Origin of the sequence: Pedobacter boryungensis (assembly GCF_013204825.1) — a bacterium.
GTDB classification, from domain to species: domain Bacteria; phylum Bacteroidota; class Bacteroidia; order Sphingobacteriales; family Sphingobacteriaceae; genus Pedobacter; species Pedobacter boryungensis.
The window spans coordinates 76,437-101,464 of sequence record NZ_JABMKV010000004.1; the positions used below are offsets into that span (position 1 = coordinate 76,437).

22 protein-coding genes are annotated in these 25,028 nt (G+C 35.3%); 18 read left to right on the forward strand and 4 right to left on the reverse strand.

Going from position 1 to position 25,028, the window contains the following annotated elements:
- From mazG to HQN85_RS14745, 3 genes are all read left to right on the forward strand, one after another.
- Positions 1 to 807, forward strand: a complete 807-nt coding sequence (gene mazG / locus HQN85_RS14735) for a nucleoside triphosphate pyrophosphohydrolase (protein WP_173273664.1) — start codon at positions 1 to 3, stop codon at positions 805 to 807.
- 126 nt (positions 808 to 933) lie between these two features.
- Entirely contained in the window at positions 934 to 1,563 is a 630-nt protein-coding gene (locus HQN85_RS14740) for a hypothetical protein (protein WP_173273666.1), read from the forward strand.
- 74 nt (positions 1,564 to 1,637) lie between these two features.
- Entirely contained in the window at positions 1,638 to 2,348 is a 711-nt protein-coding gene (locus HQN85_RS14745; RefSeq protein ID WP_173273668.1) for a M949_RS01915 family surface polysaccharide biosynthesis protein, read from the forward strand.
- 93 nt (positions 2,349 to 2,441) lie between these two features.
- Here HQN85_RS14745 and HQN85_RS14750 read toward each other — a convergent pair whose 3' ends face one another.
- Complete coding sequence (locus tag HQN85_RS14750) at positions 2,442 to 3,695, reverse strand: DEAD/DEAH box helicase (protein ID WP_216847305.1); 1,254 nt, start codon at positions 3,693 to 3,695, stop codon at positions 2,442 to 2,444.
- 194 nt (positions 3,696 to 3,889) lie between these two features.
- Between HQN85_RS14750 and HQN85_RS14755 the strand changes: the two genes are divergently transcribed.
- The 7 genes from HQN85_RS14755 to truA all read left to right on the forward strand — a co-directional run bounded on the left by HQN85_RS14755 (position 3,890) and on the right by truA (position 11,597).
- On the forward strand, positions 3,890 to 4,291 hold the full coding sequence (locus HQN85_RS14755; protein ID WP_173273672.1) for a hypothetical protein: 402 nt from the start codon (positions 3,890 to 3,892) through the stop codon (positions 4,289 to 4,291).
- A 3-nt stretch (positions 4,292 to 4,294) separates the two neighbouring features.
- Positions 4,295 to 4,849 carry an RNA polymerase sigma factor gene (locus HQN85_RS14760; protein WP_173273674.1) on the forward strand — a complete coding sequence of 185 codons (555 nt, stop codon included), beginning with the start codon at positions 4,295 to 4,297 and terminating at the stop codon, positions 4,847 to 4,849.
- Entirely contained in the window at positions 4,846 to 6,138 is a 1,293-nt protein-coding gene (locus tag HQN85_RS14765; RefSeq protein ID WP_173273676.1) for a hypothetical protein, read from the forward strand. The genes HQN85_RS14760 and HQN85_RS14765 overlap by 4 nt, the downstream gene beginning before the upstream one ends.
- Positions 6,139 to 6,600: 462 nt before the next feature.
- Positions 6,601 to 9,024 (forward strand): alpha/beta hydrolase family protein, encoded by a 2,424-nt coding sequence (locus tag HQN85_RS14770; protein ID WP_173273678.1) that lies wholly within the window; start codon positions 6,601 to 6,603, stop codon positions 9,022 to 9,024.
- 104 nt (positions 9,025 to 9,128) lie between these two features.
- Entirely contained in the window at positions 9,129 to 9,974 is an 846-nt protein-coding gene (locus tag HQN85_RS14775; RefSeq protein ID WP_173273680.1) for a ThuA domain-containing protein, read from the forward strand.
- A gap of 43 nt (positions 9,975 to 10,017) precedes the next feature.
- Positions 10,018 to 10,488: a DinB family protein gene (locus HQN85_RS14780; RefSeq protein WP_173273682.1), complete on the forward strand. Its 471-nt coding sequence runs from the start codon at positions 10,018 to 10,020 to the stop codon at positions 10,486 to 10,488.
- A gap of 311 nt (positions 10,489 to 10,799) precedes the next feature.
- Complete coding sequence (gene truA / locus HQN85_RS14785; protein ID WP_173273683.1) at positions 10,800 to 11,597, forward strand: tRNA pseudouridine(38-40) synthase TruA; 798 nt, start codon at positions 10,800 to 10,802, stop codon at positions 11,595 to 11,597.
- A gap of 322 nt (positions 11,598 to 11,919) precedes the next feature.
- On the opposite strand, the gene HQN85_RS14790 is transcribed toward truA, so the two are convergent.
- Positions 11,920 to 12,213, reverse strand: a complete 294-nt coding sequence (locus HQN85_RS14790; RefSeq protein WP_173273685.1) for a GIY-YIG nuclease family protein — start codon at positions 12,211 to 12,213, stop codon at positions 11,920 to 11,922.
- A 496-nt stretch (positions 12,214 to 12,709) separates the two neighbouring features.
- On the reverse strand, positions 12,710 to 13,327 hold the full coding sequence (locus HQN85_RS14795) for a hypothetical protein (protein ID WP_216847306.1): 618 nt from the start codon (positions 13,325 to 13,327) through the stop codon (positions 12,710 to 12,712).
- Positions 13,328 to 13,926: 599 nt separating this feature from the next.
- On the opposite strand from HQN85_RS14795, the gene HQN85_RS14800 reads away from it, so the two are divergent.
- The 6 genes from HQN85_RS14800 (at position 13,927) to HQN85_RS14825 (ending at position 20,213) form a co-directional block, all read left to right on the forward strand.
- Complete coding sequence (locus HQN85_RS14800; RefSeq protein ID WP_216847307.1) at positions 13,927 to 14,142, forward strand: hypothetical protein; 216 nt, start codon at positions 13,927 to 13,929, stop codon at positions 14,140 to 14,142.
- A 300-nt stretch (positions 14,143 to 14,442) separates the two neighbouring features.
- Positions 14,443 to 15,825, forward strand: a complete 1,383-nt coding sequence (locus tag HQN85_RS14805) for a Shedu anti-phage system protein SduA domain-containing protein (RefSeq protein ID WP_173273691.1) — start codon at positions 14,443 to 14,445, stop codon at positions 15,823 to 15,825.
- A gap of 143 nt (positions 15,826 to 15,968) precedes the next feature.
- A complete protein-coding gene (locus HQN85_RS14810; protein WP_173273693.1) occupies positions 15,969 to 18,116 on the forward strand; it encodes a KAP family P-loop NTPase fold protein in 2,148 nt (715 codons plus the stop codon).
- A gap of 92 nt (positions 18,117 to 18,208) precedes the next feature.
- Positions 18,209 to 18,358 carry a hypothetical protein gene (locus HQN85_RS14815; RefSeq protein ID WP_173273695.1) on the forward strand — a complete coding sequence of 50 codons (150 nt, stop codon included), beginning with the start codon at positions 18,209 to 18,211 and terminating at the stop codon, positions 18,356 to 18,358.
- A gap of 179 nt (positions 18,359 to 18,537) precedes the next feature.
- Positions 18,538 to 19,545, forward strand: a complete 1,008-nt coding sequence (locus HQN85_RS14820) for a phosphotransferase (protein WP_173273697.1) — start codon at positions 18,538 to 18,540, stop codon at positions 19,543 to 19,545.
- A 116-nt stretch (positions 19,546 to 19,661) separates the two neighbouring features.
- Entirely contained in the window at positions 19,662 to 20,213 is a 552-nt protein-coding gene (locus HQN85_RS14825) for a dihydrofolate reductase family protein (RefSeq protein ID WP_173273699.1), read from the forward strand.
- Between the two features lie 409 nt (positions 20,214 to 20,622).
- Here the strand turns inward: HQN85_RS14825 and HQN85_RS14830 are convergent, their stop codons facing one another.
- Entirely contained in the window at positions 20,623 to 21,837 is a 1,215-nt protein-coding gene (locus HQN85_RS14830; RefSeq protein WP_173273701.1) for an ABC transporter permease, read from the reverse strand.
- Between the two features lie 77 nt (positions 21,838 to 21,914).
- Between HQN85_RS14830 and HQN85_RS14835 the strand changes: the two genes are divergently transcribed.
- On the forward strand, positions 21,915 to 23,189 hold the full coding sequence (locus HQN85_RS14835; RefSeq protein ID WP_173273703.1) for an exo-beta-N-acetylmuramidase NamZ family protein: 1,275 nt from the start codon (positions 21,915 to 21,917) through the stop codon (positions 23,187 to 23,189).
- A 1,540-nt stretch (positions 23,190 to 24,729) separates the two neighbouring features.
- On the forward strand, positions 24,730 to 24,936 hold the full coding sequence (locus HQN85_RS14840; RefSeq protein WP_173273705.1) for a hypothetical protein: 207 nt from the start codon (positions 24,730 to 24,732) through the stop codon (positions 24,934 to 24,936).
- The last annotated feature ends 92 nt before the right edge of the window (positions 24,937 to 25,028 follow it).

A 25,028-nucleotide genomic window follows, 5' to 3' on the forward strand; every position in this document is an offset into this window, starting at 1 on the left:
ATGCCTGCAAATATTCCACCTCCCGCTACCTCAAGTCCTGATACCGCTTTTTTAAGATTGTTAAATGTGTTAGATACACTTCGCACACAATGTCCATGGGATAAAAAACAGACTATGGAAACGTTAAGACATTTAACCATTGAAGAAACCTATGAACTTTCTGATGCCATTTTGGAAGGCGATACACAAGAAATTAAAAAAGAATTGGGCGATTTAATTATGCACCTTGTATTTTATGCTCGTATTGCTAGTGAAACAAATGATTTCGACATTACTGATGTTTTAAATGGAGTATGTGATAAATTGATTAACAGACACCCACATATTTATGGCGATGTTGAGGTGAAAAATGAAGAAGATGTAAAACGAAATTGGGAACAAATTAAACTAAAAGAAGGAAATAAATCTGTGTTAGGTGGTGTTCCTGCCGGATTACCTGCTTTAGTAAAAGCAAGTAGAATACAAGAAAAAGCCCGTGGTGTAGGTTTCGACTGGGAAGAAAAAGAACAAGTTTGGGCAAAAGTTGAAGAAGAATTACAAGAATTTAAGGATGAATTTAACATTGCCGAAAATCAAAACATCGATAAAGAAAAAGCAGAGGGTGAATTTGGAGATTTATTATTCTCGTTAGTAAACTATGCTCGTTTTATAGACATCAACCCTGAAAATGCCTTAGAAAAAACGAATAAGAAATTCATTAAACGCTTTCAGTTTTTAGAAAGCAAAGCCAAAGAAAGTGGTAAAGCTTTACAAGATATGACACTTGCAGAAATGGATGTATATTGGAATGAAGCAAAGAAATTGTAATCATTTAATAAACAATTCGTCATTGCGAGGTACGAAGCAATCTTAAAGCGAGAAGTTTAATTTACTAATGTTGTACGATTGCTTCGTACCTTGCAATGATGGATAAATAAATTTATAACCTTACCAATGAAAACGCAATCTATCACATTTAAAAACCCTTTTAAATTAATTCAGCTTTTCAGAAACATTAACACCTACGGAAAAGAAGAAAAGTCTTTTGAAGATAGGAAAGACAAGATAGCTTGGAAACCTATCCAATCAGCTTCTGGTGTAGTTAAGAACGATGTTGTTTCTTTACCACAATCTATTTTACAGCAACCTAATTTCGAACATTCCGATTTGCTAATCATGATTGACGATAATTTTCAGCAATCACAAAATGTAGTGTATACTGAAGAAAAAAATCTTTGCTTTAGACGAAACAGCTTAAACAAATTTGATTTTTTACAACTAAAATTAGAAGAGAAAATCGAATTATATCTTAAACCTGGATATTTTGAAGTTGGCGATCCGCCTCGAAGTGAATTTAAGTTGTGCGAGTTAGAAAAGGATAAACCAATTTCTATCAAGATTAATGGAAAACGAGATTTCTCTCTTACAGGAAGAAGAGCCCGCACATTTGTAGAACAAGAATATATCTTCCATTATCTTGGTGATTTTAAAGAATGTGTTGTTATCAATGACCCATTCCCAATTCATGTCAAAACTATTCCTTCATTGGTTAAAACCATCGACTTAACTAAAACACTTTATTAAGTAATCAAATTAATCAGCGCTCAGCGACCTATCTCATCTATCATTTTATATATTTGTCGCACACAATTACACAAATGAAAAAAATCTACACGCTTTTACTGCTTTGTCTTTTTACCTTAACCGTTGCTGCTCAAACCGATATAACTCCGAGTAGTAAAAAACTAACAAAAGCAGAAACAGAAGAGTTTTTTACACCCGCTTTCAAAAAGAAGAACCTTATTAATTTTCCAATTTTCAGAGCCTACACTTACCAAGATAAAAGCGGAACATATTATGTTGCATTGTCTGAAAGTGCCGATACTGTTAACAAAGAAAAAGATACTGTAAATTACACCATAAAGGCTTTTAACTTTAAAGTTGATAAAACCATAAGCTTAAAAAAATGGGAGATTAACGACTTTAAAATACCTACTATTAAAGGTGATGAAAAGGAAAGCTCCATTTGGTTTTGGACAAAGTATTGTGGTTTTAATGACTTGGATGGCGATGGATTAATTGACCCTATTATTGTATATGGCACATTTGGCTTAAATGGTTACGATGATGGCAGAGCTAAGATTCTAATTTATTATAAAGGCATAAAAACAGCTATCAGGCATCAGAATAGTGTGATAGACGCTGGTAGAAATACACAAGTTGATGCGACCTTTTATCAGCTACCGGCCCAAATTCAAAATCATGTAAAAGAATTGATGGAGAAAATGGTTAAAAATAATCATGCCATCTTCCCTGCTGCTTATATTGATAAAATGGGCAAAAAGATTACTCAGCTTACGAATGAGTAATATTTTTTTCACCACATAGGCACATAGAAAATATAGATTTATTACTGACCACTATGTAACCTATGTTTCTATGTGGTTTTATCTTCTATTTACTTATCCGTGCTTCTTTTTCTTATTCATAATCGCTTTCTGACCAATACCATAATTTGTCGTTTTAGCATTGCTTTCTTTGCGTTTATGAAATGCAGCATCATGATAGCTTTCATTTTCCTCTTGCTCTTTAGCTAATTTGCTTTTTTGAGCAGAGGCTTTAGTTACTTCTTCTACCAGTAAATCTTCTGGCAACTCTGCAACCTCTATTTTTTTACCAATCGCTTGTTCTATTTTGCGTACTTGTGGAAGCTCTAAATCGGTAGTGAAAGTAATTGCAATTACATCTTCATCACCTTGCTTAACAATTCTAGTCAGGTAAGTTTCTTTTTGTACAGGCAATTCAAAATGGAAAATAAATGGGATACCACTTAAATCAAGTGTTGGCAAACCTTCATTTGCTATAATCAATACACGAGCTTCATCAACTGCTTTAAAATCTTCGATTGCATCAAAACCTGCTTCATCAAAAAATAGAGGCTTGTAAACAAAAACATCATCAGCCTTGCCATCAAATAAATCCTTAGCCAAAGTTTGAGCTGTTAAACGAGTATTCACAAAAACCACTACTTTATCAAATACTTCTGCATCTTTCAATAACAGGTTTAATAAATTAAGTTTGGTTCTAAAATTTGGCACATGATACAATAGTTGCGTATGTGTTTCGGTCTCACTATCTCCCAAATCCTCCACTTCTATCGTTGTTGGCAATTTCATAAAAGGTTCTATCATTAAATCTAACCGATCATGCATTACTTCTGTAAATATTAAATGCTGACATTTTTGTATGCTATTTGCCAATTCGTTAATCGGTAATTGCATACCAAGTTTAACCATATCCGCAGCATCATCAACAATAAGCATTTGAATTTTATTGGTATTTAATCCTAACTTCAGATAAACTGCTCTTGCTCTAGAAGGAACGGCCACCACAATATCTACCCCATCCGTTAATTCATTTATTTGTGCTTCCATGCTACCATCAGCATGAAGACCAACAATACGTATGGTTTGATTTCTGTTTAACCGCTCAAACTGCTCCATCACCTCAATTACTTTTTCTTTAGTTGGCACTAAAATTAAAGCTCGTGGAGCTTCTTCAAAGCCATATTTTAAGCGCATTAAAACACCCAGAATGTATGTTGTCGTTTTCCCTGCTCCCTCTGGTCCAATGGCAATGATATCTTGTCCACCTAAAATGCGGGACATTGTTTTAGCCTGAATTTCTTTTGGACTTAGGTATCCTGCTGCTGTCATGGCTGATACCAGCGGCTTGCTTAATTTTAATTGTTCTAGAGACACTTTTCGCTTTGTAAATTGATGAGGCTACAAATTTACAGAAAATATAAAGGACTATCAGAAACCAGCGTTTAATAGTACTGGATTTATTTTAATTTCGCTGTCGCGTTTTATAGCTTATCTGCGTATAGGGTATAAAAACCAAACAAAACATGAAGAAACTATTTTTTATTTCGTTAGTAGCCGTTACGCTCTTAGGCTGCGAAAAAGACAAAAATGCTAAAGATTTTAAAGGAACATATATCGGAACATTTAGAACTAAGGAAGATGGTAAAATGGTGATGACAGCTACTGAATTAACTTTACTGAATGGAAATTTTGAAGTTATAAAAGGTTTAAAACCTGGAAGTGGCTCTTTTAAGTTAGAGGATAAAAGAACGGTTACTTTTTCTGACAAAAATGTTTGGACTGCAGACTTTGACTGGAATTTAATTTTAAATGGAACTTATACCTATCAGGCGTTGGCAGATAGTTTAATTTTAACGAGAGTTTTATCTTCAGCTACTCCTGCAGACAATAACTATTATCAATACAGATTAAAGCAGGTGAATTAATTAATGTCAAAACCGCAGCCATCAAACCTTGATGATTTAATTCGTAACTGTAAAACAGGAAATCTACAGTATCAAGAAATGTTGTATAAACATTTTTATGGCTATGCTTTGGGTATTTGTTTACGTTATTTAATTAATCGAGAAGATGCGCTTGAGGCAGCGAACGATGGATTTATTAAAGCCTTTAAATATCTAAATACATTTAAAGAAGGTGCTGATTTTAAACCCTGGTTTAGAAAAATACTTGTCAATACATCGTTAGATTATAAACGAAAGAACATGCGTTTTAGTCAGGCGATAGAGATGACAGATACCGTACAACAAACTACCTATTCCTCGGCAGTGGATAAGCTTTCGGTGAAAGATATTTTGAGTTTAATGAAGCATTTAAACGAAACACAACATTTAGTTTTTAACCTATACGAAATAGATGGTTATACGCATAAAGAAATTGGAGAGTTGCTAAACATCCCTGAAAGTTCATCGAGAACCTACTTAAGCAGGGCAAAGCAAGTCCTCCAAAATTTATTGATTACTCATTCGATTTATACGAAATGAAAAATATAGATGAAGAACTAGTTTCGCAGATTAAATCTGTTTTTGAAGACGTAGATGATGGGGCTAGTGAACAGGGCTGGTTAGCATTGCGTGAAAAATATCCGGAAGCAAACAGGAAATTACCAATTTGGTGGATGACTGGCATTGCTGCGTCTATTTTAGTTGTTTTGGGATTATTCTTATGGGTAAAGTCGCCAAAAGAAATAAAGCACACTACACAAAACGTTAAAACTAAAGTAAAACCTGAGGTAAAACCAATAACAGGAACCAAAAAAGCAGCACAACAAACTCCTTTAAACCAAGATAAAGCCCCAAACTCTCCTATTAGAGAAGATCAACAATTACTAGCTAAAGAAAAAACAACTGATAAAACCATTGATGATAAGGCAACAACTGAGAATGTAAAAGTTTATACTTCAGATAATGCTATTGTGGCAAATGCAAAGGAACAAGCAAACAGCATATCAAAAGTTGATAGCGTTAAGGAGAAGATGCAACAAAATCCGGTTATTGCAAATCAACCAATCTTAATACCAACTGAAACTAATGATACCAAAAAAACTACTGAAGAGTTTTTGAAAGAGCAAACAAAGCTATTAGCCAAAAGCTCGACAAAAGTGGAAGAAAAAAGTAAGACCATTAAGAATTCTATTGATGTGTTTACTGGTACTTTTGTAAACTATTACGCAGATAATGCTGTGAAATTAAACGCTGGCTTTGGTGTAAATGCTAACGTTAAACTTACAAAAGGTGTGTTCGTAAGTTTTGGAGCAGGTGTAAGTCAAAATAAAATGGATTACAAAAACAGTGTTCCAGTAACAGCAGTAGCAAGCTCTGATGCACTAAAGTTTTATGCTACTAAAGGTGGTAGTATAACTACGTCAAGTATTAGCGATGTAAGAGTGAATGCGCAATTATTAAACTTAGATTTACCTGTAACGCTGAAGTTTTATCCCACCAAAAAGCAAAACTTCTATGTGGCTGCTGGGGTAAACTCTAATTCCTATTTAACCCAAAAATATACCTATGGTTACAATGTAAATACAGTATCTAGTTTCGGATATACTTCTGAACCAAAAGAAGAAGTAGAAAGAACAAAATTAAAGGGATTTGATTTTGCAAACAGCGCCATTTTCGCCATTGGTATTAATCAGAACATTGGTAAAAACAATTCTTTAATCTTCGAGCCTTACTTTAAACCTGCCATTGGCAGTATGGGCGAAAAGAACCTCAAAATAAATACGGTAGGGTTAAATTTAAAATTCACTTTCACCCCTAGTAAGAAATAAATTAACCGTGCTTCTAGGCGGTCCTAATGCTAAAGATCTATTGCTTAAGATTAGCTGCGCTGAGCATTTCGTGGTTCCCAATCGAGTTGGAAATGACGAAATCTATCGTTATTCCTTTGCGGCCAGACGTCATCCCCGTGAAAACGGGGATCGTAATGCTTTAGGTTTATTGCTTTAAGATTAGCTGCGCTGAGCACTTCGTGGTTCCCAATCGAGTTGGGAATGACGAAATCTATCGTTATTCCTTTGCAGCTAGGCGTCATCCCCGTGAAAACGGGGATCGTAATGCTTTAGGTTTATAGCTTTAAGATCCCCAATCGAGTTGGGAATGACGGGGTTTGTCGTTTTCCCAATCAGTTGCGAATTACAATCAACGAAGACGACCTGTCTTTTTTTCGATACAACAGATTAATCTGTACAATAATTTTGTAAGTTTATGTTTGGAAAATTTAAACTAACGAAATGAAAAAAATCATCCTTAACATCTTTCTAATTGCCATTAGCGGGAGTATTTTCGCACAAGATGCCATCAATTATCAAATGCCACCCAAGGCAATTGCAGATCTATTATTAGCAAAACCAACACCTAGCGTGAGCATTGATAGTAAAGCTGAATGGATGTTGTTTAGCGAACGTAATTCTTTCCCATCTGTAGAAGAATTAGCCATGCCAGAGTATCGTATTGCTGGTATGCGTATCAATCCAAATAATTACTCGGCAAGTCGCCAAACCTTTATCAATAACTTCACCTTAAAAAATATTAAGACCGACAAATCAATGGCGGTTACAGGTTTGCCAAGGCCATTATATGCTAGCAGTGTAAGCTGGAACCCAAGCGAGACTAAAATTGCATTTACACAGACTACTCAAAACAGAGTTGATTTATATGTAATAGATGTGGCTACTGGTAAAGCAATGAAGGTAAACAAACAACCTATAAATGCAATTATGGGTGGTGGTGCAACATGGGTTGATGACAATACGCTATTGTATAGAGTAGCTGTTAAAGCTGCTAATTTAGCCCCAACTCGTCCTTTGGCACCTAAAGGACCAACCATTCAGCAAAACTTAGGTAAGGCGGCACCTAGCCCAACCTTACAAGATTTAATTAAATCGCCATTTGATGAACAATTATTTGAGTTCTTTGCTACCTCACAATTGGTACAAAATAAAGCAGGTGTAGAAACCTTAATCGGTAAACCAGCAATTTATAGCGGTATTTCTGTATCGCCAGATAAAAATTACTTAATGCTACGCACCATCAAAAAACCATTCTCTTATTTAGTATCTGCCGGAGGTTTTCCATCGGTGGTAAATATTACAGATAGAACTGGAAAAGTGGTTAAGCAATTAGCAAACTTACCTTCTAGCGAAGAAAGACCTTCTGGTTACGACAATGTGCAAAACGTACCTAGAGGTTTCGACTGGCGTGATGATGAACCAGCAAGTATAGTGTGGACTAAACCTTTAGATAGTGGTTTAATTAAAAATAATGTAGAATTTCATGATGCAGTAATGCAATTATCTGCTCCATTTACAGGAACACCAAAAGAAATTTTAAAAACTAAATGGCGCTTTGGCGGCTTATCTTGGGGAAATTCGACCTTCGCTTTATTTAGAGAAAGCTCAAGAACCAAACAGATGAGTAGATTGAGCCGTTTTAATCCAACTACTGGTGCAACAGAAGTATTATATGAATTAAGTACAAATGATGCCTATAATAATCCTGGCTTCCCAGTAACAGAAAAAAATAAATACGGTCGACAAGTTGTTTTAACCACAGATGGTGGCACAAAACTATTATTAAACAATACTACAGGTGCATCTGCCAAAGGCGATTTACCTTTTCTTGCAAAGTTTGATCTAAACACTAAAAAATCTGAAATTTTATGGCGCAGTCAACCAGGCAGCTTTGAAATGGTAACCGATGTATTAGATCCACAGAAGTTAGTGTTATTAACCCGTAGAGAAAGTCAGAAAGATGCACCAAACTATTATATTAAAAACTTGGTGTTACGTGTCGCAGATAGAAAGATTACCAATTTTACTAATCCTTATGCGCAGCTTGAAGGTGTAACTAAAGAAAAGATCTCTTACAAACGTGCCGACGGTATTGATTTAACAGGTGATTTATACTTACCAAAAGGATACAACAAAGAAAAAGATGGTCCATTGCCAGTATTAATATGGGCTTACCCTCGCGAATTTAACTCGGCAACTGATGCAGCACAAATTAGAGGTTCACAAGATAAATTTACGACTATCAGCTCTGGCGGTCCGTTGTTTTTCGTAACCCAAGGTTATGCGGTATTAGACAATGCAGAAATGCCAATTGTAGCTAAAGATGGTAAAAAACCTAACGATACATTTGTAGAGCAACTTAAACTGAATGCGGAAGCTGCGATTAACAAATTAAGTGATATGGGCGTAGGCGATAGAAATAGAATGGCTGTAGGTGGACATAGTTACGGTGCATTTATGACAGCCAATTTATTAGCGCATACCAATTTATTTAAAGCTGGTATTGCCCGTAGTGGTGCATATAACAGAACTCTTACTCCTTTTGGTTTCCAAAATGAAGACCGTACCTATTGGGATGCTCCTCAATTGTATTATGAAATGAGCCCATTTAGTTATGCTAACAAAATTAAGACGCCAATCTTGTTAATTCATGGAGAGATGGATGATAATCAAGGTACTTTCCCAATTAACAGTGAGCGTTTGTTTAATGCCATTAAAGGTTTTGGTGGTACCACTCGTTTTGTGTATTTACCTTACGAAGCTCACGGCTATAGAGGAAAAGAAAATATCTTGCACATGCTTTGGGAAATGAATACATGGTTAGATACTTACGTTAAAAACGCTAAACCAACAGCAACAAAATAATTGCAATCTAAATTTACCACATAGAAACATAGTAGCACATAGTTATACGTTTTAACCTATGTCAGCTATGTTCCTATGTGGTTTTTTAATAAAAAGAAACTCTGATGCTTAAAATCAACAAACTCCTCTTAACTTTCCTTTGCCTATTTTGTTGCAGTTTGATCTCCGCTCAAAAGCCTAAGTTCCACGTAATTGCATTTTACACCGGCGTAAACGATCAAGCTCATGTAAGTTATGTACATGAAGCAAATGCATGGTTTCCAAAAATGGCAGAGCAATATAACTTCAGTTATGATTCTACTTCAAACTGGAGCAATTTAAACGCAACCTTCTTAGCAAAATATCAAGTGGTGTTGTTTTTAGACACACGTCCCGATCAACCTGAACAGCGATTAGCATTTGAAAACTACATGAAAAATGGTGGAGCTTGGATGGGCTTTCACTTTTCGGCTTTTGCCCTAACACCATCATCCTATCCACAAAACTGGGATTGGTACCACAATGAGTTTTTAGGCTCGGGGCAATATGGTAGCAATACCTGGCGACCAACGTCTGCAATTCTAAGAACGAACACCAATCATCCGGTTACTAAAAACTTGCCAAGCACTTTCAAATCTCAACCTAATGAATGGTACAGGTGGGAGAAGGACTTACGCAAAAACCCAAACATTGATATTTTACTTGCAGTCGACTCTACAAGCTTTCCTTTAGGCACAGGACCAAAAGCCCATGAGATCTGGCACAGTGGTTATTATCCTGTCGCATGGAGTAATAAAAACTATAAAATGATCTATGTAAACATGGGTCATAACGATATGGATTACGAACACAAGTTTGGAAAGACCACGACCTCTTTATCGCATACCTTTGAAAATGAAACACAAAATCAATTCATTATCAATAGCTTGTTATGGTTAGGTTATGGTAAAAAGTTAAAGGGCAAAAATTAATCACAAGGAATTATAGCATTCACATCAATAACAAAATAGAGCTTTGAAAAATATAGAAATCAGTACAGCAGCAAGAAACAAACTACTAAGTCATATAGCAGATTTAACTACAGATGAACTAAACTATATCCCTACAGGATTTAACAATAATTTGGCTTGGCAAATGGGGCATTTAGTAGTAAGTCAGCAGTTATTGTGCTACCGTTTATCGGGTAATGAATTGGTAATTGAAAAAGAACTAGTCGATTTGTATAAAAATGGATCTAAACCAGAAAGATATATCAGTGCTGCGGAAATTGAACAAATGAAAGGTTATCTGCTAAGCACCATCGATCAATTAGCCATCGACTTAGAACAAAACTTATTCGATAACTATAACCCTTACACCATTTCAACCTTCCCAGGTTTAACCTTAACTAGCATAGATGATGCTGTCGCCTTCATTGCATGTCATGATGGTTTACATTACGGTTGTTGCTTAGGGTTAAAAAAGTTGGTAAAGATGCAGGGGTAGTATTTGCGTAAGCACCGCTTCATTCCCAACTCTGTCGTCATTGCGAGGTACGAAGCAACCTTAAAGCGATAGTAAACCTTTTATATACATTACGTCATTGCGAGGCACGAAGCAACCTTAAAGCGTTTTACCTGCCCACCCATAGTAGTAAGATTACTCACAATTAGTATTATTTTAATTGTGTTCGTGAGCTCTCTACGCTCGGTTGTCTTCGTACCTCGCAATGACGAATAAAAATCGAGAAGCAACCTCAAAGCAATAGCAAATCTTTTACGCATTTCATTACCTTTGCAACCTAAAAACCATTTCCTTTGAGATACTTCTTCCATATCGGTTACAACGGCCATACTTACAGCGGTTGGCAAAAACAGCCAAAAGTAAACAGTGTGCAAGAAGTAATTGAAGACAAGCTCAGTCAGATTTTCAAAACACCCTTAACCATTAATGGCTGCGGAAGAACAGACTCAGGTGTACACGCCAGTCAGTTCTTTTTCCATGCAGATATAGCACAAGAATGGGATTTCGATTTAGTATTTCGATTAAACAAGGTACTACCACACAACATTGCCGTTTTTGATATTATCCCTTTAGCAGGAAAACCACATGCTAGGTTTGATGCCGTTCAGCGTCAGTACGATTATTACATCCATACCTACAAAAACCCTTTTTTAAGTCAGTTGAGTTCTTATTACGACTTGGGCAAACTTGATTTGGCAGCAATGAAAAAGGCGACCGCTTTATTACCACAATATAAAGACTACCGAGCTTTCTGTACCACGCCAGATAAAAATGAACACACCATTTGCAATGTGATGGAAGCCGACTTATATACCACCGCAAATGGCGATCAAATTCGGTTTCATATTGCCTCTAATCGTTTTTTAGGCAAGATGATCCGGATTATCACGGGCAAGCTGTTAAAAATAGGAACAGGAAACATGAGTGTGGATGAATTCGAAAATCTACTCATCACCAAAGAAACGCCAGGTCTCTTAGAAATTGCACACCCAACGGGTCTGTATTTATCTAAAGTAACCTATCCCTATTTAAACTTACCTCCAAGAACAGAGTTTGCTGGTTTACAACAAAAGGATTGGATAGTGGTTTAGGGTTTTTACGCACCCGTCATTCCCAACTTGATTAGGAATCACGAAGTGCTCAGCGCAGCTAATCTTAAAGCAATAGCAACCTTTTTATGCAACACGTCATTCCCAACTTGATTGGGAATCTTAATGCGATAGAAAAGCGTTTCGCATTAAGATTCCCGTTTTCACGGGAATGACGAACTAGACGCACAGAAATAACGCATGTCTTATGCACCCAGTCATTCCCAATTCGATTGGGAACCACGAAGTGCTCAGCGCAGCTAATCTTAAAGCGATAACCCTTAAGCATTAAAATCCCTGTTTCAAGGGAATGACGGTCTAGATATTATAACTCCTCACTATACAAATCTTTCCACATAGGATTGTCTTTTTCAATCAATTTAATCTTCCAATCCCTGTTCCATTTCTTTAACCTTTTTTCCATACCAATTGCCTCTTCTATGTTAGCATACATTTGATAATACACAAGTTTACTGCAATTGTATTTTGCCGTAAACGACTTTGGATAAACTTTGTCTTTATGCTCTGCCATTCGTGAAAATAAATCAGAAGTAACACCGATGTAAAAGACAGTATTAAACACATTTGTAAGTATATAAACGCAACCTCCTCTTTCCATAAGTTATATTTGTCGCTTCTATTCGATTAGTATTGGATTACTAACAACGTTACACGTTAAAATTAGTTGCGTTGAGCAAATCTTATGCATTAAGATCCTTATTTTCATGGGAATGATGATCTAATCGCAAAGAAATAGCGCATGCGTTATGCACCTCGTCATTCCCAACTCGATTGGGAATCGTAATGCAATAACCCTTAAGCATTAAGATTCCCGTTTTCACGGGGATGACGATACCAATAGATCCGTCATTACCAACTTGATTGGGAACCACAAGTGCTCAGCGCAGCTAATCGTAAAGCGATAGAAAAACGTTTAGCATTAAGATTCCCGTCTTCACGGGAATGACGACCTAGACGTATAAGAATAACGCTACCTGATCTACTCAGTCATTACCAACTCGGTTGGGAACCACGAAGTGCTCAGCGCAGCTAATCGTAAAGCAATAAACCATTATGCATTAAGTCCCCATTTTCATGGGGATGACGTTAATCCCCTACTGCACCATCCGTGTCAACACACTACTAGTCACTTCCTGACCGCGAGTGCCAATAACAACCACACGACCGTAAATGCGTTTACTACTTGGCAAACCATAAAATGTATACTCACGTTTTGAAGAACCTTTAGAAACCCAACTACTCTCTAACGTTAACGGCTCTTCGGTGTATTCGAAAATGTACGACTTCGCATTCTCCACCGCCTTAATCACAAACTTAATCTCCCCTGGGCTCGTCCCATCTTGTAAAGAGAACTCTTGTGGTGGCGACAAACTTAATGCGGCATCACTATCCGTTGCCAAATCAAAACCCGAACTAATCAGTTTAGAGCGATTGCCTTCTGCCGCAGCTTCGACAGTTTGAGCCAATAACCGCAAGCTACTTAATAGCGCTTCTCGTGCATCATTTTTTAACGACACCGCTACTCGATCTCTCGATGATGCTGCCGTGAGTGCTGTAGAAAAATTACTGGCCACAATGATATAATCAGCTAGTGTTGCCGTAATTGTAAAATTAGGATTTCCAGTTAATGCTACTTGAATAGCTTGTGCCTTCTGATCGAGCTTTGCATCGTTGTAGCGCTGATAGTTTAAATTTAATTTAGGAATTTTCATTGTAGATAAATAAAAGGAAGGCTCCATTGCCTTCGAAACGAAAGTACAGTGGCACATTTGTTCAGCAAAATGTCGTGACTAAGAATGACAAGTTTTGACTAGTAATGAGTAGTAATTGGTGGTTTTTAATAATAATAGGGGTTTTTGACAAGTGCTTCAGCTCAGTTATCCAACTCCTCCATTCGCCCTAACATCTTTCCGACTATAGCTAATTTCTTAGCCTATGCTATATTAAAGGCATATTTTTTCTGGTTCATAAAGCAAATGGTATGCGCAATGGCCTTGGTAATTTTATCATTTGTACCGCAGATGTTGGTCATTGTATGCGATACAATGACGAATGTACCGCATACAATGACACTTGTTTGGCATACAATCCCGAATGTATCGCATACAATAGAACAATGTTGAGCTACAATGGCCTTTGTATAGCAGATGTAAGCCAATGTATCGCATACAATGCTGCTTGTCTTAGCTACAATAGTTAATGTTTGTTAAATTTTGCCAATCCTTTAGCGCTTAGTTTCCGCCTTTACAACTATTCGCTATATTTAAATATCATCCCATTATTAAAGTTTAACATGTATAATTAATATAGGATGAGTATGCAAAATGAAATCTTCGTTCACGCTAAAAACATTAGGCAATTAAAGAATTGCTGTGAAACTACAAGTTACCGGATATTGTCAACAATTAAGCAAACCTATGGTATTACAGGTACTAAAAAGGTAACGGTAGATCATGTTTGCCATTTCTTTGGCATTACCGTAGCGCAATATAGAGAAAGCCAAAAGATAGCAAAGAAGGAGGAATAAAATGAAGTGCGGGCGCTAACTTATTGGCACATTTGGTATTACGCTTTGCTTAAGTTACCTTAGTTAAAGTATTAACGCTACTCTCTATGATGATGTCCCAATTTTTTGTGGTGGTTACGGTTTCCCGTATGGCTAAGGAAATTAGAAGCTTTAATTTAGAGATGATTGGTCTCTGATAAATGGATATCTATTATAAATGTTATTAGTTCAATATCTATTTAAGTTCTGATTTGATTTAGAACAATTTTAAGACGCTAAGTATAGTGTAAATCTATAATTTATGTATATTTTAAACATATAATGGCAAGAAAGTATTTCAAAACAGAAAAACAAAAACTTGAAACGAAATTATCAAGATTAGCCTTAGATAAGAATATTGTAAAACGAAAAAATTCCTATTTTGTTGAAAATAAATTACTGCTTAAAGTACGAAAAACTGAAATTGAATATTTAAATTATAGGTACAAACCAGGAAATATTGAGAAAGTATCCACAGTTTCAAATATTGACTCTGTAATAATTAAAATTACTCATAGGAGTTTAGATATTTTAAATACAAATATTCTTAACCCACCTAATAATATAAATAAAGTTTATTCTGTTTTTAAGCATTTAGAAAATATTGAAATACATAAAATTACTATTTGCGATATTAATAAAATAGAAGGACATCATTTATATATAGACCTTGATAACTATAACAATATTGTTAAAATTGAGGGAGAAGAAAATATTGAGAAATCCCAGCGGGTTTTTAATCGGTTTATACCATTTCTTAAAAATAGCTATGACTTAAATACGAAAGAATTACAAAGTAACAGAGATTATGGTTTGCTTCTTAAGGAGATTATAGCAAGCGGAGAAATAAATCAAGAAGATATTATTACTTTAACTAAAAATTTAAAAATTGGAGAGACAAACCAAGTTGTTATTGAAAAGCAAATTAATAAGCAGACGCAATGGCTTCTAAAAACTATAGAGGAGATTCTAGAGGTAAATAATATAACTGCTTCTGTAGCCAAAGAAATCGGAAACGAAAAATTTGGATTTCTTAAAACTTCAATTACTGGACCTGAACATCTTATGGAAAGAATTTTAAGTGATTATGGGCAGTATTGCCTGTTTGGGGTTCCAGCATTATTAAACACTAATAAATATGTAATTAGGCATGGTCGTTCAAGGTCTCAGTTCGATTTAATCCTAATAAATCATTTAGGTGATGTTGAAGTAGTTGAACTTAAAAGACCTGACAAATACCTTTTAGAATATGGAAATGGAAGAGGGAAGTTTTATCCAAGCAAAGATTTATCTATAGCAATTGCTCAAACTGAAAGATATATAACAAGTCTTCATAAGGATAATGATGAGGAGTATAAAATTGACAATAAAAATTTAAGAGAATTTTTAAACTCTAGGATAGGCGACACGCTTCACGTTGAAACTATCCGACCAAAAGGACTTATTATTATGGGTTCTTGGTCTAAACTTTCTCAAGACTATGATAGTTTAGATGAAAAAGTAAGAAAAAGAGTGTCTCGCAAAGATTATAACAATGACAGCCTTCAAGCTTATAAAGAATTAACTAATTCTCTAAAGAATATCACTATTTTAACTTATTCTGAACTTTTAGAAAATGCTAGAACTAGATTAGAACTAGAAAAAGAAAAGAACCACAAAACATAAGAGTAAAATTGTTAGAATAGGCTGACGGCGGTTCATATTAGTTCATCCGTTTTTGTTTAATTTGGTGCAGATAATATAATTGTTCTACAGCAATGCAATTTATGTGAAATTAGTCAAACGAATATATGCTATTATATTAAACTATGCATCAAATCTACAATTCTGACAAGCCAATAAATCAAAAGAACCAAGATAGATTTAAAAGAAATAATTTTTCGAAAAGAATTGCCGAAACATTAATAAAAAGGCAAACTGCAGAAGGATTAGTAATCGGTCTTTATGGAATTTGGGGAGAAGGAAAATCTTCAATTCTCAACATGATTGAGGAAGACTTGTTGTGCAATCCAGAAATTTTAATCGTAAAATTTAATCCTTGGAGATTTAAAGACGAAGATACTTTAATATTAAATTATTTTAAAAACATATCAATTGCTTTAGATAAAGATTTAAATAATATTAAGGAAAAAGTAGGTTCTTTTTTTGCTAAGTATGGAAGTATAGGGAGTGTTATAAACTTAGACTTTTCAAAAATTGGCGAATCACTATCAGATGCAGATATAGAAAAATTAAAAGAAAGAGTAAATGACTTTTTAAAGGAAAGTAATAAAAAAGTTGTCGTTATAATTGATGATATCGATAGATTAGATAAGCAAGAACTTTTTGCACTCTTTAAATTAATTAAATTAACAGGGGATTTTTCAAATACTTATTACATTTTATCTTTTGATGATGAAATGGTTGCGTCTGCTATTGGTGAAAGATATGCAGAGGGTAATAAAAATGCTGGATACAATTTTTTAGAAAAAATCATACAAGTTCCTCTAAGAATCCCAAAAGCACTTTCAAGTGATTTAACAAATTTTACTTTTGAATTAGTTAATAATGTTTTGAATGCAAATGGCATTAATTTGGAACAAAATTTAGCCTCTACTGTTGCCTATCAGATTTCCGAGAATATTTTACCTAAAATCAATACTCCAAGATTAGCAATAAGATATGCGAATTCTCTATCTTTTTTAATTCCATTATTAATTGGGGAAGTCAACATTGCAGATTTAATTTTATTTGAAGGCGTAAAATTATTCTATCCTGAACACTATGATTTCATAAAAAGTTCTCCAGAATATTTTATTGATTCTTATGAAAATGTATACTCTAGAGATTCAGACACAAAAAAGAAAGACGAATTTAAAGATAAGCTTGGTGCATTAAACAAAGACCTACACAAAAATGAAGAAAGAGCAATTCTAGATTTGCTTAAATATCTATTCCCATTAATTAAAGAAGCACTAGAAAGCTTTAACTATCCATATGTAAATAATAATTGGACAAAAGAAAAAAGAATTGTTTCCTCAAGATACTTCCATAGATTTTTTCTTTATAGCATTCCAGAAAATGATATATCTGATGTCTATTTTGAAGAATTTTTAAATAGGTTAACACATAAAAAATTTAATGAAATTGAAAGTGAAACGGAGGAAATATTAAAAAATATTAATGCTATAGAACTTAAAAACAAATTAAGTATATATCAAAACGAATTAAACTGGGAACAAAAAAAAGTTGTGATTAAAATTCTTTGTAGGTTCCAAAATAAATTTGAAGGAATAAAAGGAGGAACATTTTTTCTTGGGTTTAATGAAAAAACTCAAGTAGCAATCACTATCACTAGATTTTTGGAAAATCATAATGATTATACAAATCTTTATAAGTTTACAAAAGAATTAATTCTAAATGCAGACCTAGAATTTTTATTTGAGATCCTTCGTTGGTTAATTGCCGGTAATAAAGATGGCGCTTACATAATTAAAGCTAATGATATCCAAAAACTAGAAGAAATTTTATTAAATCGAACTTTAATCGATTCTTATCAAAATAATAGTAATTTATTTCAAAGACATTCAAGTCATATTTATAGATTGTTAGAGATTTGGTACCTAAAATCTCCAAAACAACTTGAAAAATATATCAATAAATGTATGAAGGAAAACAAAGAATTCCAAGAAATAATTATCGAAGAATTGACTTCGACAATTTATAGTTCTTTACATCCCGAACCTTACAAAACTGATTTTAAAAAAGATAGTTATGAGGTTTTAAAAAAATATTATAATGTAGATAAACTTTATAAGATCTTTTCGCAAAAAAAATACAACAAAATCAAAGAGTTAGAAGTCATTTTTCTTGGAAACAATCCAGGCTACACAAAAGAAAATGCAATTAGACAATTCATTCATTGGTATGAGCTGGATAAAGAAAATAAAATTGAAGAAGCTGAAGTGGTAGAATAAAAACGACATGCAATTCTTTGGTGAAGGTTTAGATTTCTATTCCGACGCATTGTTAAACCTGAGATCATGATAAATGCTAAAAAACAACATCAATGAGAAAAGTAATCGCAGCAATTAATATGACATTTGATGCAGGCATTCCTGACGAAGAAATACATCAACTTATGCAAATTAGTGGAGATAGATATGATGCTATATTTTCTTATCCTACTCTAGCTCACACCTATTGCGTGAAATACTAGTAAAGTTTACGCTAAGACATTAAGCATTTTTGATAATTTAAATGTACACGTCATAGACCTACCAGCAAGAGGGTTTAAATTATTTACTATTTAACACAGTCTACATTTATTCCGCAAACATACCTTTACTCCATAATTCCAAAAACGATTGGCACAATTAAATACCGAACAAACACCAAATGAAAACTTTTCCAGTAACTAATTCTAATCTTTCTGCAACACATCTAGGACTATTCTTACAAGAAAAATATTCATTGGGTAAAGATGTCAAATGTCAATTGATAAAAGCGGGAATTAATGATACCTATTTGGTAACAGACAATGCTGACAAATTTGTGTTTAGAGTTTATAGTTTGAATTGGCGTTCAAGAACTGAGATAGAAGAGGAAATTAAATTGTTAAATCAACTCAAAGAAAATGCTATTTCTATTTCTTATCCGCTATTAGATAAAGAAAGTAATTATGTACAAACGTTAAACGCACCAGAGGGCGACAGATTTGGGGTGCTTTTTACTTTTGCAAAGGGTGAAAAGCTACATGTAATTCCACAAGAAACACACTTCCTTATTGGTCAACATATGGCTCGATTGCATATGGTTACCAACAACCAGCGGTTAAATCGTATTAACTATTCTCCCGAAGTTATTCTTATTGACTCATTAAAAAAGATATCATCTTTTTTGGGGAGTGAAACAGATGAAATGAACTTTATGAAATCTGCTCAAACCTATTTGTTAGCCGAGTTTGAAAATGCAGACATTGCTCAAATGAGACAGGGAGTTGTTCATTTAGACATTTGGTTTGATAATCTAAATATTACAAGCGACGATAAAATAACAATTTTTGATTTTGATTTCTGCGGAAATGGTTGGCTTTGCTTAGATATTGCTTACTATATTTTACAGCTACATAATGTAGAGAAGTATGAGGCAAAAGATTATCAACCAAAAGTTGAAGGCTTTATTAAAGGCTACGAGTCTGTAACACCAATAAGCGAAGAAGAAAAACGACTTATACCCATACTTGGAGTAAGCTTATACTTCTTTTATTTAGGTGTTCAATGTCAACGATACGACAATTGGTCCAATTCATTTTTAAGTGAGAATTACTTGAAAAGATATATCAACGGACTTGTTAAAAGATATTATGATATCTATAAACTTGGTGACTTTAAAAAGGTTAATTGATATTCGCTTAGTTAATTGATAACGAGGTACGAAAACAAACTTGATTTATTTTATTAGTTTAGTGCTACAGGTTTGTTTGCTCAATTAAAACCTATCGGACTTTAAAGAACCAAGCCATGAGAAAAGTAATCGCCGCAATTAACATGACACTTGATGGTGTTTTCGACCACACCGCAGGAATTCCTGATGAAGAAGTACATCAACATTATGCAGATCTATTAGCGGAGGCAGATGTGATGCTTTATGGCCGCATCACTTATCAATTAATGGAGTTTTGGCGAACCATACTAGCCAATCCCTCGGAAGAAAAAACCATGAACGAATTTGCGGTGGCGATAGACAAAGTTCCTAAAATCGTTTTTTCTCACAGCCTTACAGCTATAGACTGGGAAAGTGCCAGCTTGGCAACCCGAAATCTAGAAGAAGAAGTTTTTGCATGGAAACAACAATCTGGTAAAGACATTTTCGTGGGTAGTCGCAGTTTAATACTACAGCTCTTGAAACTGAACTTAATTGAGGAATTGCAATTGTGTGTATATCCAGTAATTGCAGGTAGTGGCTCGCTATTATTCGAAGATATTAAAGATAGAACGCTGCTAAAGCTAGTGAAGACTAAAACCTTTACAGGCGGAGCAATTATACTTTATTATCAGCCCAAGAGACGGTAGTTAGTTGGTTTTGTCGTCATACCCAACTCGATTAGGTATCGTAATGCTGCAGAAAATAACAAATACCTTTTTTGCGCTTTAAGGTTCCCGTCTACACGGGAATGACGAGCGGGTGAGTAACCGTCTGCACGGAATGACGCAGTTTGTTCCGTCATACCCAACTCGATTGGGTATCGTAACGCTGTAGAAAATAACAAATACATTCTTTTCGCTTTAGGGTTCCCGTCTGCACGGGAATGACGCAGTGTCGTCCGTCATACCCAACTCGATTGGGTATCGTAATGCGATAGAAAATATTTTGCTTTAAGATTCCCGTCTGCACGGGAATGACGAGCTTGGGAATACCGTCTACACGAGAATGACGAGCTTGGGAATAACCATTCGCAAGGGAATGACGTGACTTAAACTCCTACTTAAACCTAATCGCCCTTAACGGACTAATTCTACTCACTAATAGTGAAGGAATTAATAGTACCAAAGAACAAATGACAATGGTGGCTACGTTTAATAGCAACACATCTACAAAATGTATCTCTATTGGCACGTACGACAAGTAATAATTGGTTTGTTCTAGTTTAAACACATGCGAATACTGCTGAAAATACGCTAAACCTAAACCTAATATATTCCCCAACACTAAACCAATGCCGACTAAGTAAATGGCATTGTACAAAAAGATTTTCATAACGCTATAATTCGAAATACCCATAGCTTTCAGCAAGCCAATCATGGTAGTACGTTCCAAAATCATAATGAGCAAAGCGGTTACCATATTAATCACACCAACTATCATCATTAAAAAGAGCAATACTCTCGTATTTACATCTAACAAAGAGAGCCAGGTAAAAATTTCTGGCGTACTTTCCATTACAGACCTCGATCGTAGTTTAAGTTCTAAGTTCGCATACACATCATCAGCTACAAGCTTCAATTTCTTAAAGTCTTTGATGCGTACTTCTATCCCACCCATTTGGTTAGGCTGCCACCTGTTTACACTTCTAATGATGTTGATATCGCCTACGGCAAAGTTTTTATCAATGTTTTCTATGCCAACGCTATACACACCCACAACCTTAAACTTTCTTATTTTAGGAGGGTTTTGTACAAAGTGCATTAAAAAGCTATCTCCTGTTTTAAGCTTTAATCGGTTTGCTGTATGCTCAGAGATTAAGATTTGATTCACAGTACTATCTGCAAAGTTTATCACACTTCCACTAATTAAATGCTTGCGGATAAATCGCCAATCGTAGGTCTTGTCAATTCCTTTAAAGTTAATGCCTTCTACTTCGCCATTGGCCGAAATAATACCAGGTTTGGTAGCAAAGGGATAATAAGATTCTAGATTGGTATTGTTTTTAAGATAGTGAAGCGTAGTATCATTAGGGACAAAAGGCGTTTTCTCGAAAGAACCATTTAAATCGAAACGGTAAATCTGCACATCGCCAATAAATCCTCTTACTTTATCTTGTATTTCGGTTTTAAAACCTTTAATAATAGCAACAGAAAGTATCATCACAGCCAAGCTTAACATTACGCCAGCTATCGCGATGCGTACAATTAACTTACTAAATGTACGTTCAGATTTTATGGCAATTCGCCTCGCTATGAAATATTCTATATTCAAATTTGTAATAAATTGTAACTTAGCAAAAGTGCTAATTCGATTTCGATTTAGCGTATAATTCTTAAAAAAACCTAAGCATGAAAAAAATCACTTTCATTTTTACATCGTTACTTACTGTTTTTGCCCTTACTGCTTGCGGTCAAGGAGTAAAAGTTAAATTGAACCCTAATGTACCCAATCCCTACAAAGTAAAGGCCGAAAATATTGATAAGCCTAAGTCTGGGAAAAAACTGTTGACAGGTGTCGAGCAAACTCAAAAGTATTTGCCTTTATTAAAAGGTAAACGAATTGGGATGGTGGTTAATCCAACTTCTATTATTGGCAACGTGACTGTGGTAGATAGCTTACTTAAACGAGGTGTAAACATTGTTAAAATTTTTGGCCCTGAACATGGTTTTAGAGGGGATGCAAGTGCTGGGGTAAGTGTAGATGATGCGGTTGATGCGAAAACAGGGATTAAAGCCATCTCTTTATATGGTAAACACAGTACGCCTACAAAAGAAGATTTAGCAGATGTAGACATTATGATTTTTGATATTCAGGATGTAGGCGTTCGCTTTTATACCTATATGAACACCTTGCAACATGTAATGGAAGCTTGCGCTCGTGATGGTAAAGAGGTGATGATTTTAGATCGTCCGAACCCTAATGGTTTTTACATTGACGGTCCTGTATTAGATCCTAAATTTAAATCGGGTATTGGTTTACAACCTATTCCAATTGTGCATGGTTTAACCTTAGGCGAATATGCACAAATGTTAAACGGCGAAGGTTGGTTAAAGGACAAAATGAAGTGCAAAATCACCGTGATTAAAAATGCAAACTACACTCACGATATGCCGTATATCTTGCCGGTAAAACCATCACCAAACTTAAATACTAACCAATCTATTCTATTATATCCTACTACATGTTTATTTGAAGGAACTTATTTAAATCATGGTCGCGGTACAATGTATCCTTTTACAATTGTGGGTGCTCCTTACCTAAAAGGAAAATATGAGTTTTCATTTACACCAAAAAGCATTAAAGGGATGAGTGAAACACCATTGTTTATGAATGAAGTGTGCTATGGATTAGATTTAAGAAACTTCGACACCAATACTTTTAGAAAAACCAAACAGATCAATTTAAGTTGGATTATGGAGTTGTATAAGGCATCGCCACGTAAAGCAGATTTCTTTAACAATAAACTAAGTGCTGAAGTGGGTACCATTGAAGCAAGAATTGGCGTGGGTAATTTCAGACAACAAATTATTGATGGTGTTTCTGAAAAAGAAATTAGAGCAAGCTGGGAACCTGGGTTAAGTCAGTACAAGGAAATGCGTAAAAAGTATTTGTTATATCCTTAATTTGTTTTTAGCATTCTGGTTAATCATGTCATCCTAAGTTTGTCGTCATCCTTAGCGTAGCCGAAGGATCTTTAAAAAGGTCTTTGACTACGCTCATACTGAGTACATTCATCCTGAATTGCTCCCGTCATCCTGAACTAATTCCGTCATCCTGAGCGTAGCCGAAGGATCTTTTAACATAACACAACCCTCCGCACTGCCTTGCCTCGGCTCATAGGCGCCGAAATCCCTAGCTACTTTTTCTTGATAAAAAGTACCGCAAAAATCAAGGCTGCACTGGCTCGACTAAAAATCCATTCGTTACACTAAACAAAAAGAACTCGCTTCGCTCAAACAGCTTTTTGTTTTTAACGCTCCACCTTGGATTTCATCTCATCCTTTTTATTGTTTTTAGCGGAGAGATGGAGCTTATTATCAAAAAAAATCTCTTTTGATAAACGGTTTCTTAATGTCTCTCCAATGAGGCCGTGTCTATCATGAGTCGTCATGCTCAGCTTGACTGGGCATCGTAATGCGATTAGTCTCCTATCCCGGTCGTCACCTGAGCCGCCTGTTCGTCATCCTGAGCGCAGCCGAAGGATCTTTTAACATAACACAACCCTTCACACTGCCTTGCCTCGGCTCATAGGCGCCGAAACCCCTAGCTACTTTTTCTTGATAAAAAGTACCGCAAAAATCAAGGCTGCACTGGCTCGACTAAAAATCCAATCGTTTCGCTAAACAAAAAGAACTCGCTTCGCTCAAACAGCTTTTTGTTCTTAACGCTCCACTCTTTGGATTTTTAACGTCTCTCCACTGAGGCCGTCCTTTACCTTCACGCGTCATGCTCAGCTTGACTGGGCATCGTAATGCGATACTCCAAACCAACACTTACCTGCACCCATCCCTTCATGCTGAGCGTAGTTGAAGAATCTTAAAAAGGTCTTGACTACGCTCCTTTTAACATAACATAATCCTCCGCACTGCCTTGCCTCGGCTCATAGGCGCCGAAACCCCTATTTCTTTATCCTTGATGATAAAGAAACAAACAATCAAGGCTGCACTGCCTCGACTAAAAATCCAATAGTTCCGCTAAACAAAAAGAACTCGCTTCACTCAAACAGCTTTTTGTTCTTAACGCTCCACTCTTTGGATTTTCTTAACGTCTCACCACTGAGGCCGTCCTCCACCTTCACGCGTCATGCTCAGTTTGACTGGGCATCGTAATGCGATTAATCTCCTATCGGTCGTCAGGTGAAGGATCTATCACGTCATTGCGAGGTACGAAGCAATCTTAATGCGATATAAAGCCTACCTACCCATAGTTGTAAGATTGCTTCGTACCTCGCAATGACGACATAGTTTTATAATTATACATAGCTAAGATTACTTCATTAGTTATTGTTTTAATTGTGGTCGTGAACTCGCTATGTTCGGCTTTCTATGTACCTCGCAATGACGATTAACACCTTAAGTGCATTTACCAAAAACAAGCGTTGTTTGTTATTTGTTATGAAATGATAAGATTCATTCTTCCATTAACATTCACTCTCCAAAAGCTATGAACAACGAAAAAACAAAGAAAAGCGAAAAAGTATCGAGCAACTTTTTAGAGCCACAGCCAAAAGGTAAAGTAGATAAAGGCAATAAAGTGGTCAAAAAAACAGAAGATAAAGTATATACGAAAGAGCCTGCCTTAGCAAAGACAAAAAATCCTGCTAAACAAAAAGAGAACAGCGAACAACCTGTTCATTCGGTAAAAAAATAAAACACATGTCATTCCCAACTCGATTGGGAACCACGATTGCTCGGCCAGCTAATATTAATGTAATATAAGCCTTAGAATTCCGTTTTCACGGG

Excerpts from the sequence above, each read along its gene's own strand:
- mazG (WP_173273664.1), top strand. The coding sequence starts at position 1 with ATGCCTGCAAATATTCCACCTCCCGCTACCTCAAGTCCTGATACCGCT.
- HQN85_RS14740 (WP_173273666.1), top strand. The coding sequence starts at position 934 with ATGAAAACGCAATCTATCACATTTAAAAACCCTTTTAAATTAATTCAG.
- HQN85_RS14745 (WP_173273668.1), top strand. The coding sequence starts at position 1,638 with ATGAAAAAAATCTACACGCTTTTACTGCTTTGTCTTTTTACCTTAACC.
- HQN85_RS14750 (WP_216847305.1), bottom strand. The coding sequence starts at position 3,695 with ATGACAGCAGCAGGATACCTAAGTCCAAAAGAAATTCAGGCTAAAACA.
- HQN85_RS14755 (WP_173273672.1), top strand. The coding sequence starts at position 3,890 with ATGAAGAAACTATTTTTTATTTCGTTAGTAGCCGTTACGCTCTTAGGC.
- HQN85_RS14760 (WP_173273674.1), top strand. The coding sequence starts at position 4,295 with ATGTCAAAACCGCAGCCATCAAACCTTGATGATTTAATTCGTAACTGT.
- HQN85_RS14765 (WP_173273676.1), top strand. The coding sequence starts at position 4,846 with ATGAAAAATATAGATGAAGAACTAGTTTCGCAGATTAAATCTGTTTTT.
- HQN85_RS14770 (WP_173273678.1), top strand. The coding sequence starts at position 6,601 with ATGAAAAAAATCATCCTTAACATCTTTCTAATTGCCATTAGCGGGAGT.
- HQN85_RS14775 (WP_173273680.1), top strand. The coding sequence starts at position 9,129 with ATGCTTAAAATCAACAAACTCCTCTTAACTTTCCTTTGCCTATTTTGT.
- HQN85_RS14790 (WP_173273685.1), bottom strand. The coding sequence starts at position 12,213 with ATGGAAAGAGGAGGTTGCGTTTATATACTTACAAATGTGTTTAATACT.
- HQN85_RS14795 (WP_216847306.1), bottom strand. The coding sequence starts at position 13,327 with ATGAAAATTCCTAAATTAAATTTAAACTATCAGCGCTACAACGATGCA.
- HQN85_RS14800 (WP_216847307.1), top strand. The coding sequence starts at position 13,927 with ATGAGTATGCAAAATGAAATCTTCGTTCACGCTAAAAACATTAGGCAA.
- HQN85_RS14805 (WP_173273691.1), top strand. The coding sequence starts at position 14,443 with ATGGCAAGAAAGTATTTCAAAACAGAAAAACAAAAACTTGAAACGAAA.
- HQN85_RS14810 (WP_173273693.1), top strand. The coding sequence starts at position 15,969 with ATGCATCAAATCTACAATTCTGACAAGCCAATAAATCAAAAGAACCAA.
- HQN85_RS14815 (WP_173273695.1), top strand. The coding sequence starts at position 18,209 with ATGAGAAAAGTAATCGCAGCAATTAATATGACATTTGATGCAGGCATT.
- HQN85_RS14820 (WP_173273697.1), top strand. The coding sequence starts at position 18,538 with ATGAAAACTTTTCCAGTAACTAATTCTAATCTTTCTGCAACACATCTA.
- HQN85_RS14825 (WP_173273699.1), top strand. The coding sequence starts at position 19,662 with ATGAGAAAAGTAATCGCCGCAATTAACATGACACTTGATGGTGTTTTC.
- HQN85_RS14835 (WP_173273703.1), top strand. The coding sequence starts at position 21,915 with ATGAAAAAAATCACTTTCATTTTTACATCGTTACTTACTGTTTTTGCC.
- HQN85_RS14840 (WP_173273705.1), top strand. The coding sequence starts at position 24,730 with ATGAACAACGAAAAAACAAAGAAAAGCGAAAAAGTATCGAGCAACTTT.